General features: G+C 72.9%; 10 protein-coding genes. 5 read left to right on the top strand and 5 right to left on the bottom strand.

From position 1 onward, the window contains the following. Positions 1–164 precede the first annotated feature (164 nt). Genes Q0994_RS20745 through Q0994_RS20735 form a run of 3 tightly spaced genes read right to left on the bottom strand, consistent with a single transcriptional unit; the run spans position 165 to position 2,415 of the window. Positions 165–1,268 (bottom strand): bile acid:sodium symporter family protein, encoded by a 1,104-nt coding sequence (locus tag Q0994_RS20745; RefSeq protein ID WP_299537169.1) that lies wholly within the window; start codon positions 1,266–1,268, stop codon positions 165–167. Further along, a complete protein-coding gene (locus Q0994_RS20740; RefSeq protein WP_299537167.1) occupies positions 1,265–1,555 on the bottom strand; it encodes a hypothetical protein in 291 nt (96 codons plus the stop codon). Before Q0994_RS20740 ends, Q0994_RS20745 begins: the two co-directional genes overlap by 4 nt. Beyond that, on the bottom strand, positions 1,552–2,415 hold the full coding sequence (locus tag Q0994_RS20735) for an oxaloacetate decarboxylase (RefSeq protein ID WP_299537165.1): 864 nt from the start codon (positions 2,413–2,415) through the stop codon (positions 1,552–1,554). Before Q0994_RS20735 ends, Q0994_RS20740 begins: the two co-directional genes overlap by 4 nt. Positions 2,416–3,059: 644 nt before the next feature. Between Q0994_RS20735 and Q0994_RS20730 the strand changes: the two genes are divergently transcribed. Beyond that, complete coding sequence (locus Q0994_RS20730) at positions 3,060–4,295, top strand: cytochrome P450 (RefSeq protein ID WP_299537163.1); 1,236 nt, start codon at positions 3,060–3,062, stop codon at positions 4,293–4,295. A gap of 73 nt (positions 4,296–4,368) precedes the next feature. Here Q0994_RS20730 and Q0994_RS20725 read toward each other — a convergent pair whose 3' ends face one another. Together Q0994_RS20725 and Q0994_RS20720 are read right to left on the bottom strand one after the other, a co-directional pair. Further along, positions 4,369–5,553, bottom strand: coding sequence for an acyl-CoA dehydrogenase family protein (locus Q0994_RS20725; protein ID WP_299537161.1), 1,185 nt, complete (start codon positions 5,551–5,553; stop codon positions 4,369–4,371). Positions 5,554–5,689: 136 nt separating this feature from the next. Continuing rightward, entirely contained in the window at positions 5,690–7,198 is a 1,509-nt protein-coding gene (locus tag Q0994_RS20720) for an FUSC family protein (protein WP_299537158.1), read from the bottom strand. 876 nt (positions 7,199–8,074) lie between these two features. On the opposite strand from Q0994_RS20720, the gene Q0994_RS20715 reads away from it, so the two are divergent. From Q0994_RS20715 to Q0994_RS20700, 4 genes are all read left to right on the top strand, one after another. Then, positions 8,075–9,163: a DUF1996 domain-containing protein gene (locus tag Q0994_RS20715; protein ID WP_299537286.1), complete on the top strand. Its 1,089-nt coding sequence runs from the start codon at positions 8,075–8,077 to the stop codon at positions 9,161–9,163. A gap of 88 nt (positions 9,164–9,251) precedes the next feature. Then, on the top strand, positions 9,252–11,027 hold the full coding sequence (locus Q0994_RS20710; RefSeq protein WP_299537155.1) for a discoidin domain-containing protein: 1,776 nt from the start codon (positions 9,252–9,254) through the stop codon (positions 11,025–11,027). A 415-nt stretch (positions 11,028–11,442) separates the two neighbouring features. Beyond that, positions 11,443–13,629 (top strand): discoidin domain-containing protein, encoded by a 2,187-nt coding sequence (locus tag Q0994_RS20705; RefSeq protein ID WP_299537284.1) that lies wholly within the window; start codon positions 11,443–11,445, stop codon positions 13,627–13,629. Between the two features lie 239 nt (positions 13,630–13,868). Beyond that, positions 13,869–14,351, top strand: a complete 483-nt coding sequence (locus Q0994_RS20700; RefSeq protein WP_299537153.1) for an Lrp/AsnC family transcriptional regulator — start codon at positions 13,869–13,871, stop codon at positions 14,349–14,351. Positions 14,352–14,461: the final 110 nt, after the last annotated feature.

Genomic DNA, 14,461 nt, shown 5'->3' with positions numbered 1-14,461 from the left:
CGGGGACGACGCGGCCGGCCGGCGTTGGCGCGGGGGCGGCCGGCCGGCGGTGGCGTGGGGTGCGCGGCGCGGGGGTGGCGTCGGCCGTACGGCGCCGGGCCCTCCGCGCCCCGCACCCCCGTGGCGCACGCGAAGGGCCGCGGTCGCCCCGCGGGCACCACCGGTCAGCCGGGGGTCGCCGCCGCCACCGGCTGCGCGCCGGGCGCCTCCTCCGGCGCCGGGCGGGCCCAACGGCGGGCCAGCGCGGCGCACACGAGGAGCTGGAGCTGGTGATAGATCATCAGCGGCAGCACGGTGAGCGCCGCCCGGTCCCCGAACAGGACGGCCGCCATGGGCAGTCCGGTGGCGAGGCTCTTCTGCGATCCGCACAGGACGGCGGCGATCCGCGACTCCCTGCCGAGCCCCAGCAGCCGGGCGGCGCCCCGGGTGAGCAGGAGCGCGACGACGAACAGCAGGAGGAGCGCCGCCACCAGGACGAGGAGCGCGGAGACCGTGATCCGTCCCCACACCCCCTGGGTCATCCCGGTACTGAAAGCGGTGTAGACGACCAACAGGATCGATCCGCGGTCGACCGGCCCGAACACCCGCTTGTGGCGTACGACGAAACCGCCGATCCAGCGCCGCAGGAGCTGCCCCGCGACGAACGGTGCCAGCAGTTGACCGCCGAGGCGCAGCAGCCCGTCCGCCGACAGGGGTGCGCTCTCCCCGATCAGCCAGGTCGCCAGCAACGGTGTCGCCACCAGGCCCACCAGGCTGGAGTAGGTGCCCGCACAGATCGCGGCGGGCACGTCGCCCCTGGCCACGGAAGTCAGCGCGACCGAGGACTGGACGGTGGAGGGGACGACGCAGAGAAAGAGCACACCCGCGTACAGCGGACCGGGCCAGAACCCCGACACCGCTCCCGCCAGGGCCAGCCCCAGCAGCGGGAACATGACGAACGTCGAGGCCAGCACCATGGCGTGGAGCTTGACGTGGCGCAGTCCGGCGAGCGTCTCCCGGGTGGAGAGCCGCGCGCCGTAGAGGAAGAACAGCAGGGCGACGGCGAAGCCGGAGGCGGCCGCCGTCGCGTCGGCGGCGCGTCCGGTGGCGGGCAGCACCGCGGCGAGGCCCACCGTGAGGGCGAGCGCCACGACGTACAGGTCGAGGGCCCGGAGGGTCCGCCTCAGACGCGACGGGCCCGTGCGGGCCGTCGCGTCCTCGGCACCGGTCCCCGGGCCCGGGGGTGCCGGGCAGGGCCGCCCGGCACCCCCGTTTCCGGTCGCGGTCATCCCTCGTCGCTCCCGTCCCCGGCCGGGTCGGGGTTGATCAGGGTGTCCATCAGGTCCACGGCGCTGCCGTCGTGGTCGCTGCCCGCCGTCCCTCCCCCGCTCTCGACGTTCGCCGTCCGGTCGACCTCCAGGACGGAGTCGGCATGGGAGTTGTCGAACACGGTGATGAAGCCGCCGTTCGCCGCCTGGGCCTGCGGAGCGCAGGCCAGCAGGAGCGCGGAGGCAGCGGTCACGGTGGCCGCGGCGGCGCGGCGGCCGAGGCCGCGTCGGTGCCCGGTGCCGGTCATGCGCGGACGCCGGCGGGGCTGCCGTGGTGGCGGCTGATGTTGCGAGCGAGCAGGTCGGTGGACTGGCTGACGCCGATGCCGCCGGCCTCGTCGGTGGCCGGGAGGCGGCCGTCGGCGAACTTCAGCTCCGCCAGGGCGGTGTCCATCGCCCGGTGCGCCGCGAACAGGCACGGGGTGCTGTAGATCGCGACGTCGACGCCGAGTTCGGTCAGCTCGGTGAGCGACAGGCGCGGCGACTTCCCGCCCGCGATCTGGTTGAAGAGCAGAGGCTTGTCGCCGACGACGCCGCGGATCCGCCGGATCCACTCGACGCTGCGCACCCCGTCGACGAGGACGACGTCCGCCTCGGTCTCGGCGAGGGCCGCGGCGCGGCGCAGGATGTCCTCCTCCTCGGTGGCGTCCGTGCGGGCGATCACCAGCAGGTCGGTACGGCTCGCCAGCACCAGGTTCAGCTTCTCCAGGTACTCCTCCAGCGGCAGCACCTGCTTGCCGTCGGCGTGGCCGCACCTGCGCGGGCGCTTCTGGTCCTCCAGGATCACGCCGGAGGCGCCGATGCGCTCCAGCCGCTGCACGACGTGGCAGGCGACCTCCGGGTCGACGTACCCGTCGTCGATGTCGACCAGCAGGTGGTGCTGCGGGAAGGCCCCGCGCAGCCGGCCGACGAAGTCCAGCATGTCCGGCCAGGCGATGAACCCGATGTCCGGAAGGCCGTAGTAGGACGCGGCGAATCCGAAGCCGGAGACGAAGAAGCCGTTGTAGTGCCCGGCCGCGACGGACGCCGAGTACATGTCGTAGATGCCGATGAGGGGCGTGGTCCCGGGGGCCGCGACCTCGTCGCGCAGCGCGTCGCCGTAGTTCATGTGGGGGTCCTCCTGCTGGGGGGAAGGGGTGCCGTCCGCACGCGCGAACAACGCGCACGGAAGCAAACCGGAGCGATGGATTCCGTCGAGGCGGAACAAAGCACAGGTCTACCGAACGCAAAATTTTCATGCACAGGTGAATCGATAATTCCCGAGAATTTGCCCCCCAACTACCCCCCGGAGGGGGACAGTCGATGGATGGCTGACGCCACGGTCCGGCGGTCCGACCCACCGCCGGAAACAGCCGGTGCGGTACGAAAATCGGCGGTGCGCGTCGCGGCACCGGACGGTGCGTCCCAGGTACGGAAAGCGGGCGGGGCGGCCGGCCCGTCCCCCGGTCCCACCGGTGGATCCGGCACGTCCCTGTCAAGGCCGAGGTCCGTCGGATACCGTGGGGACGCACCGCCGAGCTCCCTGAAAGCCTTACGGCGCACGGGGGTTGGGGTGCGCGAGAGCGCGCGGGCCAAGGACGGCCACGGAGCGGACCGGCAGCCCCGGCGGGCCGGGTGACCCTCACCCCCGCGGACCGACGGTCCCGGTGCCGCACCGCAGCCCGCACGCGTACCCGTCCCCGCAGCCGCACCCGCACCCGCACCCGCACCCGCACCCGCCATCCGTACCCGTACCCGTACCGGGAGAGCCCGTTGGACACACCTCGCTCCGCCGACCGAACGCCGTACCGCCTGGACCCGGCGGGAGGCTGCCCGCACGCGGCGAACGCCCGGCTGCTGGCCGAGGGCGCCGTCGCGCCGGTGCTGCTGCCCGGCGGGGTGCGGGGCACGGCGGTGCTGGGGCACGACGCGCTGCGGGAGTTCCTCGCGCACCCGGACGTCGCCAAGGACGCCCACCACTTCGAGGCGCTCCGGGCGGGAGAGATCCCGGACGGCTGGCCGCTGCGGACCTTCGCCACCGTGCAGGGGATGACCACCGCCGACGGCGACGACCACCGGCGGCTGCGCTCCCTGGTGAGCAAGGCGTTCACCGCCCGCCGGGTGGAGCAACTGCGCCCCCGCATCGCGGCGTTGACGGCCTCCCTGCTGGACGGCCTGGAGGCGGCGGCCTCGGACGGGAGCGTCGTGGACCTGCGCCGGCACTTCGCGTTGCCGCTGCCGCTGGGCGTCATCTGCGAACTGCTCGGCGTGGACGCCGCGTACCGGGACCGGCTGCACCACCTGTCGAACCAGGTGGTCGCGACGGACATCGGCCCGAAGGAGGCGACGGCGGCCAACCGGGAGATGGTGGAGGTGCTCGGCGCGGTCGTCGCCACCCGGCGCGAGCGGCCGGGGGACGACCTCACCAGTGCGCTGATCGCCGCCCGCGACGAGAACGGCGACCGCCTCGGCCCGCACGAGCTGATCGGCACCCTGATGCTCACCGTCGTCGCCGGCCACGAGACGACGCTCAACCTCATCACCAACGCCGTACGCGCCCTGTGCGCCCACCGGGACCAGCTCGCCCTGGTCCGGTCGGGCGGTGCGAGCTGGTCGGACGTGGTCGAGGAGACGCTGCGGTGGGACAGCCCGGTCAGCTACTTCCCGTTCCGCTACCCGACCCGCGACCTGACGCTCGACGGCACCCTGATCCCTCGCGGTACGCCGGTGCTCGCCGGCTACTCCGCTGCGGGCCGCGACCCGCGGGCGCACGGAGCGGACGCCGACCGGTTCGACGTCACGAGGAGGGCGCGGCACCTCTCGCTGGGCCACGGCGCGCACTACTGCCTGGGCGCGCCGCTGGCCCGCGCGGAGAGCGTCACCGCGCTGGAGCTGCTGTTCACCCGCTTCCCCGGCCTCGATCTCGCCGTGCCGGACGCCGAGCTGCCCCGCCACGCCTCGTTCGTGGGCAACAGTGTGCGCGAGCTCCCGGTGCGGCTGCACGGCTGAGCGTGTGGGCCGCCGGGCGGCCGTACGGCTCCGGGGCACGGGGAAACCCGGCCCCGGAGCGGCCGGGCGGGGCTCAGACGAAGGCGCCGAGACCGGTCACCGCGCGTCCGGTGATCAAGGTGTTGATCTCGCGGGTTCCCTCGTAGGAGTACAGCGCCTCCGCGTCGGCGACGAAGCGGCCGATGCTGTAGTCGAGCACGATGCCGTTGCCCGCCAGGAGTTCCCGCCCCCAGCCGACGACCTCCCGCATGCGGGTGGTGCAGTGCGCCTTGGCCATCGCCGAGTGCTCGTCGCGGAAGGTTCCGGCGTCCTCCAGCTGGGCGAGCCGCACGACCATGCCGAGGCAGGAGGTGGCGTCGCTGAGCATCCGCACCAGCAGGTCCTGCACCAGCTGGAACCGGGCGACGGGACCGCCGAACTGCTCTCGCTCGCGGGTGTAGTCCAGGGCGATGCGGTACGCGGCCAGCATCACGCCGACCGCCTCCCAGGCCACCCCGCTGCGGGTGTGCCGCAGCACGTCGGCCGTGTCCCGGAAACCGTGGGCCTCCTGGAGGCGGTTCTCCTCCGGCACCCGGCAGTCGGTGAGCACGAGGTCGGCGTTCTCCACGGTCCGCAGCGCGATCTTGTTCTCGATCAGGCGTGCGGAGAAGCCGGGGGTCGAGCTGTCCACGACGAACCCGAGCACCCTGCCGTCGTCACCCTCCTCGCGCGCCCAGACCACGACCAGGTCGGCGAAGGTGGCATTGCCGATCCAGCGCTTGTTCCCGTTCAGCACCCAGGTGTCGCCCTCGCGCCGGGCGGTGGTGCGCAGGCCCGCCGCGACGTCGGAGCCGCCCTGCGGCTCGGTCAGCGCGAACGCCCCGATCTTCTCCATCCGCCCCATGGCGGGCAGCCAGCGGCGGCGCTGCTCGGCGGAGCCGCAGCGGGCGATGCTGCCCATGGCGAGTCCGGCGTGCACGCCGTAGAACGTGGCCATGGACGGATCCACCCGGGCCATCTCCAGAGCGATGAACCCGCTGAGCAGGCTGCTCGCCTTCCCCGGTCCTTCGCACTCCTCGTATCCGGCGCCCGCGATGCCCAGCTCGCCGTAGCGCGGGATCAGGTGGTGCGGGAACGTCGCCCTGCCCCACCACTCGTCCGCGTGCGGGGCCACCTCGTCGCGGAGGAACGCCCGGACGCGGTGGAGCGTCCCGCGCTCCTCGTCGTCCAGCAGCTCCTCGAAGCGGTACAGGTCCTCTTCCAGCATGCCGTCAGCCATCGGTCCACCCTCGCGCCGCATGATCAGGTTACTGATCGGTCACCTACCCGGTGATCGGCGGCCGATACCGGCCGGCGCCGCACCGGCGGCCCGGGTGGGCTTCCGGCCGGGCGTCCCTACAGGCCCGTCCAGCCCCCTACAGGCGTATCGGGGAGGCGGGCCGTGGGGCCTTCAGGGGAGCCGCCAGGTCGGCGAGCGCCCGTTCCAGACCGTGCAGGTGGGCCAGCGCCTGCCCGGCGCCCGGCGTGTGGGCGGGGCTGCCGGGAACCTCGGTCCCGAGCGCCGCGCCCGGTGTCGTCAGCGCCTCGACCGCCGCCTCGACCCGCCAGCACGCCGCCGCGAGCCGGGCGTCGTGCGAGGCGTCCGGATCAGCGGCGACGGAGGCGAGCCCGCGCACCTCGCGCGCGCAGTCGTCGAGGAGCGCGAGGACCTGCCGGGCCCGTCGCTTACGGGCCCTCGCGGGGTTGAGCGGATGGACCAGCGGGGCGAGCGACAGGCGCACCCGGCCGAGGACCCCCTCCAGCTCGGCGACCCCGCGCTGCGGATCGGCGTCCGCGTCCCCCGCGAGCCGGGCCGCGGCCTCCGCCGTGCACGCGTGCACGCAGCGCAGCGCCCGCTCCACCCACGCCTCGGTGACGGAGTGCGTGGTCACCGGCAGCACGAACAGCACCGCCAGCACCGCTCCGAGCGCCCCGACGGCCGTCTCGGACGCCCGCAGCACCAGCAGGTCCGCGTCGAGCACCCCGAGCAGCCCGTAGAGCATGCTCGCCATGACGGTCACGGACAGCATCATCCAGGTGTAGGAGACGGCGGCGGTGTAGAAGATCCCGAACACGCTGAGCGCCACGACCACGGCGGCCACGGCCGGCTCGTGGTGCAGCGGGACCGCCACGGCGAAGCCCAGCACGATCCCGAGCGCGGTCCCGAGGAACCGCCTGAACCCGCGCACGACGGTCTCGCCGCGCGAGGTGGTGGCCACGAACACCCACCAGGTGGCGCCGACCGCCCAGTACCAGCGCTGGTCGGAGAGCACCTGCCCGGCGGCGAGCGCGAACCCGGCCCCCAGCGTGGCCTGCACCGCCTGGCGCGTGGTGATCCGCCCGAGTCCGCTCCCCCCGGTCGGCGGGGTCACCGGCACGGGGGCCGCGAGCCGGCGCTCGTAGCACCACGCTCCGAAGCGGACGGCGGACGACGCGGCGATCGACAGCAGCATCGCCAGGCAGAGCGCGGGCAGCCGGCCGGGCACGACGTGGAGGAACTGGGCGCAGAAGTACGCCATGAAGGCGAACACACCGAGCGAGTGCCCCCTCGGTCCCCACCGCCGCGCGTAGACCCCACCGCCCACGACGGCCAGGAAGGCCAGATCGCGTGCGACGGGCGTGTCGTGCAGCACGGCGGCCAGCGCGAGCACCGGTATCCCGACCGGGGCGAGCAGGGCGGTCGTGATCGCCTGCCCGCGCACGGTCGGGTCGGTCACGGTGAACAGCGCGAGCAGCGCCGCCAGTCCGCCGGCGATGACGGCCGGGAGCCCGAGCCCCGCCGCCGCGCACAGGCCGACGGCGAGCGCGATGCCGAGCACCGCCCGCGACGCGAACCGCAGCCGGACCCGCCCCGGGTCCCGCGCGACGAACGCTCTCCTCAGCAAACCGGCCCCGCCCTCTCGCATCTGGTTCCGCGCGGAAACGGGCGCGGACATGAGAAAGGCGCCGCAAGGGTCCCGGAGGACCCGCAGCGCCATCGACCGGACCATCTCACCATCCGAGGGGCTGATGGTTCAACAGAGGCTCAGAATGGTGTGCCATTGGCCCACGTATAGCGCGACGGGTCGAGCCGTCACAGGGCCAACGGGCCGGTGCGGCGACGCGTCGCGCCGAGGAGGTCGTCCCGCCCTCGCCCCCGGATGCCTCAGGGGGGCGGCGCGGCTTGCGGGAGGCGAGTGCCGTCAGGGGTCGTGGGCGAAGTGGAGCCTCAGCAGGTCCACGCCGCGGTCGTCGCCGCGAGGGCGCGGATCGGCGTCCCCGACGGCGACGGCCCTGCGCGCACCGCCGGGCCGCCCGGCCGGGTACGGACGCCCCGGACCGCCCGCCCGAGGATCACCGGCCCCCGTCCGCGCGGGGACCTGGGCGGGAGAGCGCTCTCCGACGAGGCTCGTCCCGCGCGCCCCACCCTTCCGGAAACCGCCCCCGGCACCCACCAGCCACGACCCGCGACGAGGGGACGGCAGGGCCCGGACCTCGTATGCCGCCGTCCGTAACAGCTGGTTCACAAGGCCTTGACACGTACTCATCAACGGCGGAACACTCCGGCTATATCGGGAGAGCGCTCTCCGAGACTGCGGTCCAGCGGGCGAACCCGATCCGACGGCGGCCCGTCCGCCCCCGCACGCAACCTGCCCAGGAGGTCCGGCGACCCGGCACCCGGACGCCGTCGACGGCCCCCGCGCACCCCCACGGAACGGCGCCACCGCACCCCCCTCCCATCCCGACGGACACCCCAGGAGGTCTCCATGTCAGGGAGATCGATGTTCCGCAGGTCCGCACTGAACTCCGCGTTACTCGTCGGCGCGGCGACGCTCGCCACGGCGGCCGGACTCGTGCTGCCCGGCCTCTCCGCCGAGGCCACCCCGGCGAAGGCGCCGACGGCGGTCACGGCCGCCGGTCACGCCGGGCACGCCATGGCGGCACCGGCCGTCCCCTCCGGCGACGACCCCGACGGCGACGGCTACATCCCGGCGGTACCGCAGGTCACCGCCCCGCCGGCCGGCCCGATGCCGACCCACCGGTACTTCCACGAGTTCCAGGCCAACTGCACCGTCTCGCACACCAAGCCGGACGACCCGATCGTGTATCCGGGGCAGCCCGGCGCCTCGCACGACCACACGTTCATGGGCAACACCAGCACGTACGCCGGATCCACCACCGCCTCGCTGGCGTCGGCCGGAACGCTCTGCAAGGCGCCCGGCGACAAGTCGGGCTACTGGATGCCCTCGCTGTTCAAGGGCGACCGGAAGATCCTCCCGGTCGGCCCGCAGACGATCTACTACAAGGCGGGCGTCACCGACTACACCAGCGTGCGGCCGTTCCCGAAGGGGCTGCGGTACGTGGTCGGCAGTCCGATGCAGACCGCCGCCGAGTTCCGCGCGCACAGGGGCTTCGTCGAGGGCTGGGAGTGCGGGGACAGCTTCTTCAACACCGAATTCCCGGCCACCTGCCCCGAGCGTCCGGACGTTCAGCTCAACATCCGCTTCCAGGCTCCGAGTTGCTGGGACGGGAAGTACCTCGACACCCCCGACCACAAGGCCCACATGTCCTACCCGGTGGTCAAGCCCGGCACCAACGACAACATCTGCCCGGCCACCCACCCGGTGGCGCTGCCGATGATCGAGTTCAAGATGGCGTGGCCGGTCAACGGCGACATGTCCCAGGTGCGGCTCGCCAGCGGGACCGGGCACTCCTTCCACTACGACTTCATGAACGCCTGGGACGACCGGACGCTCGCGGCGCTCGTGAACCACTGCGTCGTCGGCGGCCTCCAGTGCGACGCGCGGGGCTACGACCAGACGCACCCCGAAAGGGGCGCAGCGCTGAACGAGCGCTACGAACTCCCCTGATCCGGCTCCCGTCCGGCGCGCCGCGCGAGCCGTGGCCCCCACCCGCGGGGCGCCGGGCGGGCTCCGTCCCCCCTCGAAGGAGAAACCGATGCGCAGAACACTTCCCCTGGCGGTGTCCACCGCCCTCGCGGCGGCCGCACTCGCCCTGCCCGCCTCCCCCTCGCAGGCGGCCGGGTCCGCCGCGGGCACCGATACGCAACCACACGCCGCAGCCGCCGGAAACGTGGTGAAGGTGACCGGCGCACAAGGGAACTGGCAGCTGACCGTGAACGGCGCGCCGTACACGGTCAAGGGCCTGACCTGGGGCCCCTCCCCCACCGACGCCGCCCGCTACCTGCCCGACGTGAAGTCGATGGGCGTCAACACCGTCCGCACCTGGGGCACGGACGCTTCCAGCGCCCCGCTGTTCGACGCGGCGGCGGCCAACGGGATCAAGGTGATCGCGGGCTTCTGGCTCCAGCCGGGCGGCGGCCCCGGCAGCGGCGGCTGCGTGAACTACCTGACGGACACCGCCTACAAGAACACCGTGCTCGCGGAGTTCCCGAAGTGGGTGCAGACCTACAAGGACCATCCCGGCGTGCTCATGTGGAACGTCGGCAACGAGTCGGTGCTCGGCATGCAGAACTGCTACGGCGGGGCGGAGCTGGAACGGCAGCGCGACGCGTACACAGCGTTCGTCAACGACGTGACGAAGCGGATCCACGCCGTCGACCCGAACCACCCGGTCACCTCCACCGACGCGTGGACCGGCGCGTGGCCGTACTACCGGCGCAACGCGCCGGACCTGGACCTGTACTCGGTCAACGCGTACAACGACGTGTGCAACATCAAGTCCACCTGGCAGAGCGGTGGTTACACCAAGCCGTACCTGGTGACCGAGACCGGACCGGCCGGCGAGTGGGAGGTGCCGGACGACGCCAACGGGGTGCCGGCCGAGCCCGCCGACACCGCCAAGCGCGACGGTTACACCCGCGCGTGGAACTGCGTCACCGGCCACCCGGGCGTGGCGCTCGGGGCGACGCTGTTCCACTACGGAACGGAGTACGACTTCGGGGGCATCTGGTTCAACCTGCTGCCGGCCGGCGAGAAGCGCCTGTCGTACTACGCGGTGAAGCGGATGTACGGCGGATCCACCGCCGGCGACAACACCCCGCCCGTGGTCGCCCCGCTCACCCTCGACCGGGACGCGGGCAGCGTCCCCGGCGGCAGGGAGCTGACGGTCACGGCGCCGGCCTCCGACCCCGAGGGGGACGCCCTGTCGTACGAGGTGCTGCTCAACAGCAAGTACATCGACGGCAGCGGCGCCCTGACCAGCACCCCCTTCAGCAATCTCGGTGGCGGGAGGCTCCGGTTCACCGCGCCGGACCGCACCGGCGTGTGGAAGGTGTACGTCAAGGTCAAGGACGGCCGCGGCAACGTCGGCGTGGAGACCCGTTCCCTCCGGGTGGTCGCGCCGCCCGTGAGCGGGGTGAACCTCGGCCGGGGGAAGCCCGCCACGGCGTCCTCCTGGCAGCAGGACTCCACCGGCGGCTGCCCCTGCCCGGCCGGAAACGCGGTCGACGGCAGCGCCACCAGCCGCTGGGCGAGCGCCTGGAGCGACCCGCAGTGGCTCAGTGTCGATCTGGGCGCCCCGACCGCGGTCCGGCACGTCCAGCTCGACTGGGAGGCGGCGTACGGCAAGGCGTACGCCGTCCAGCTCTCCGACGACGGCCAGAACTGGCGCACCGTCAAGCAGGTGACGGACGGCAACGGCGGCATCGACGACTTCGACGTCTCGGGGACCGGCCGTTACGTGCGCCTGTACGCCACCGCGCGCGGCACCGGCTACGGCTACTCGCTGAACGAGTTCGGCGTCTACGGCTGAGCGGACCGGCCCCGCGCGCCCGCGCCTACGGGACGGTCGCGCGGACCGCGGCGGCGCAGGTTCGCGCGCAGGGGTGGACGCGACACGGAGGGTGACCGCCTCCCCCGCCCCTCGTCCGCGCGGGCCGGGCCGGGGGCCCTCCGGTCCGCCAACGTCCGGACCCCGAAACCCTGTTCACCTTCTGACGAACCGGCAGCCCGCGCACAGTTTCTCTGTCACAACTCTTGACGCCTCCCGCCCGCAGGAGAACCATCTGGACCCACGAGAGAGCGCTCTCCCGGCGTTCGTCCCACATCCCCCTCCCCGGGTCCGCGCACGTTTCCGCCTCCGGCAGACCTCCTCCGCCGGAGGCGGGGCGCGGCCCCGGGACACGACACCCGCACCCCCCGACACCTCAGGAAGGGCTGACATGCTCATGTCTCCCCCCGGTTCACGGCGCCCCGACGGCGCACGGTCCCGTACGTGGCGCAGGCCCCTGGTGGGTCTGCTCACCGGCGCGCTGGCGGCCACGGCACTCACCCTGCTGCCGGCCGCAACCGCCGAGGCGGCCCCCGCCCTGCTCTCGCAGGGCAAGACGGTGACCGCCTCCAGCCAGGAGAACTACGGCACCCCGGCGACCTCGGCGGTCGACGGCGACAACGGGACCCGCTGGTCCAGCGCGGCCGCCGACCCGCAGTGGATCAGCGTCGACCTCGGCGCGTCCGCCTCGGTCAGCCAGATCGTGCTGAACTGGGAGACCGCCTACGCCAAGGGATACCGGATCGAGTTCTCCGCCGACGGGTCGACCTGGACCACCAAGTACTCCACCACCACCGGCGACGGAGGCAACGACACCGTCGCCGTCTCCGGCGACGCGCGGTACGTGCGGGTGACCGGCACGACCCGTGCGACCCAGTACGGCTACTCCCTCTGGGAGTTCCAGGTGTTCGGCACCACCGGCGGCGGCACCACCGGCCCGATCCAGGGCGGTGGCGACCTCGGCCCGAACGTCCACGTCTACGACCCGTCGACGCCGGACATCCAGGGCAAGGTCGACGCGATCTTCCAGCAGCAGGAGTCCGCGCAGTTCGGCTCCGGCCGGCACGCGCTGCTCTTCAAGCCGGGCACGTACAACAACCTCAATGTGCAGGTGGGCTTCTACACCTCGGTCTCGGGCCTCGGCCTCAAGCCGGACGACACCACGTTCAACGGCGACGTGACCGTCGACGCGGGCTGGTTCAACGGCAACGCCACGCAGAACTTCTGGCGGTCGGCGGAGAACCTGGCCCTCAACCCGGTCAACGGCACCAACCGCTGGGCGGTCTCCCAGGCGGCCCCGTTCCGCCGGATGCACGTCAAGGGCGGGCTGAACCTGGCCCCGAACGGCTACGGCTGGGCGAGCGGCGGCTACATCGCCGACAGCAAGATCGACGGCACCGTGGGCCCGTACTCCCAGCAGCAGTGGTACACCCGTGACAGCGCGGTCGGCGGCTGGACCAACGGCGTCTGGAACATGACCTTCTCGGGCGTCGAGGGAGCGCCGGCGCAGGCGTTCCCGACCCAGCCGTACACCACGCTGGACACCACTCCGGTCTCCCGCGAGAAGCCGTTCCTCTACCTGGACGGCAACGAGTACAAGGTCTTCGTGCCCGCCAAGCGGACCAACGCGCGCGGCGTCTCCTGGGCCGGCACCCCGCAGGGCCAGTCCCTCCCGCTGAGCCAGTTCTACGTGGTGAAGGCGGGCGCGACCGCCGCCACCATCAACGCGGCGCTGGACCAGGGCCTGCACCTGCTGTTCACGCCGGGCGTCTACCACCTGGACCGCACCATCGAGGTCAAGCGCGCCAACACGGTCGTCCTCGGCCTCGGCCTCGCCACCGTCATCCCGGACAACGGGGTGACCGCGATGAAGGTCGCCGACGTGGACGGCGTGAAGCTGGCGGGTCTGCTGATCGACGCGGGTACCGTCAACTCCCCGACCCTGCTGGAGGTCGGCCCGGCCAACGCCTCCGCCGACCACGCCGCCAACCCCACCACCGTCCAGGACGTCTTCGTCCGGGTCGGCGGCGCCGGGGCGGGCAAGGCCACCACCGGCATGGTGATCAACAACGACGACACCATCGTCGACCACACCTGGATCTGGCGCGCCGACCACGGCGAGGGCGTCGGCTGGGAGACCAACCGGTCCGACTACGGCTTCCGGGTCAACGGCGACGACGTCCTCGCCACCGGCCTCTTCGTGGAGCACTTCAACAAGTACGACGTGGTGTGGGCGGGCGAACGCGGCCGGACGATCTTCTTCCAGAACGAGAAGGCGTACGACGCCCCGAACCAGGCGGCCATCCAGAACGGGAGCATCAAGGGGTACGCGGCCTACAAGGTCGAGGACTCCGTGAACGTCCACGAGGGCTGGGGCCTGGGCAGCTACTGCTACTACAACGTGGACCCGACGATCCGTCAGGAACACGGCTTCCAGGCGCCGGTGAAGGCGGGCGTGAAGTTCCACGACCTGCTGGTGGTCTCGCTCGGCGGCAACGGCCAGTACGAGCACGTCATCAACAGCACGGGTCCGGGCACCTCGGGCACCTCCACGGTGCCGTCCACGGTGACCTCCTTCCCGTAAACACGCCCCACCCGCGACACCGGGGGCCCCGCCGCGACGGAGGCCCCCGGTCCGCCACGCGGAACGCACCACGCACCACGACACCGACGCCGGCCGGGCTGGAACCACAGCCCGGCCGGCGTTCCGGCGTGCTCGGGTCGCCCCGCACCGGCCGGGCCATTGGTCCGTACATGGGACAATCCACCGGACCATCTGTCCTGCGGGGACGCTCCCCGCTCCCCCATCAGGAGGCACGGCCCATGGCGGTGGACGCCCTCGACACCCGCATCCTGCGGCTGCTCATCGAGCAGCCGCGCACCAGCGTGCGGGAGTACGCCCGGGTGCTCGGCATCGCGCGGGGGACGCTGCAGGCGCGGCTCGACCGGCTGGAGCGGGACGGGGTGATCACCGGGACGGGCCCCGTGCTGTCCCCCGCCGCGCTCGGACATCCGGTGCTGGCCTTCGTGCACCTGGAGGTCACCCAGGGGCATCTGGACGAGGTGGGGGACGCGCTCGCGGAGGTGCCGGAGATCATCGAGGCGTTCTCGACCACCGGCGGCGGCGACCTGCTGACGCGGGTGGTGGCCCGCGACAACGGGCACCTGGAGGACGTGATCCAGCGGCTGATCCAGTTGCCGGGGGTGGTGCGCACCAGCACCGAGGTGGCTCTGCGGCAGCGGGTCCCGCACCGGGTGCTGCCCCTGGTGGAGTCGCTGGCGCGGGCGGCGGCGACGCGCGGCTGAGGCGGTGCCGCGCGGGGCGGACGGGGACGGCGCCGACGCGGGGTCAGAAAGCGTGACGAACCGATGAGTAGGCCGTCCGTGGGCACCTCGCTCCCACCGGACCGATATCC

Source organism: uncultured Streptomyces sp., from assembly GCF_947488945.1.
Classification (GTDB): domain Bacteria; phylum Actinomycetota; class Actinomycetes; order Streptomycetales; family Streptomycetaceae; genus Streptomyces.
The sequence above is the reverse complement of the archived record's forward strand: the minus strand, read 5'-3'. Positions and strand labels throughout refer to the sequence as shown.

Excerpts from the sequence above, each read along its gene's own strand:
- Q0994_RS20745 (WP_299537169.1), bottom strand. The coding sequence starts at position 1,268 with ATGACCGCGACCGGAAACGGGGGTGCCGGGCGGCCCTGCCCGGCACCC.
- Q0994_RS20740 (WP_299537167.1), bottom strand. The coding sequence starts at position 1,555 with ATGACCGGCACCGGGCACCGACGCGGCCTCGGCCGCCGCGCCGCCGCG.
- Q0994_RS20735 (WP_299537165.1), bottom strand. The coding sequence starts at position 2,415 with ATGAACTACGGCGACGCGCTGCGCGACGAGGTCGCGGCCCCCGGGACC.
- Q0994_RS20725 (WP_299537161.1), bottom strand. The coding sequence starts at position 5,553 with ATGGCTGACGGCATGCTGGAAGAGGACCTGTACCGCTTCGAGGAGCTG.
- Q0994_RS20715 (WP_299537286.1), top strand. The coding sequence starts at position 8,075 with ATGTTCCGCAGGTCCGCACTGAACTCCGCGTTACTCGTCGGCGCGGCG.
- Q0994_RS20710 (WP_299537155.1), top strand. The coding sequence starts at position 9,252 with ATGCGCAGAACACTTCCCCTGGCGGTGTCCACCGCCCTCGCGGCGGCC.
- Q0994_RS20705 (WP_299537284.1), top strand. The coding sequence starts at position 11,443 with ATGTCTCCCCCCGGTTCACGGCGCCCCGACGGCGCACGGTCCCGTACG.
- Q0994_RS20700 (WP_299537153.1), top strand. The coding sequence starts at position 13,869 with ATGGCGGTGGACGCCCTCGACACCCGCATCCTGCGGCTGCTCATCGAG.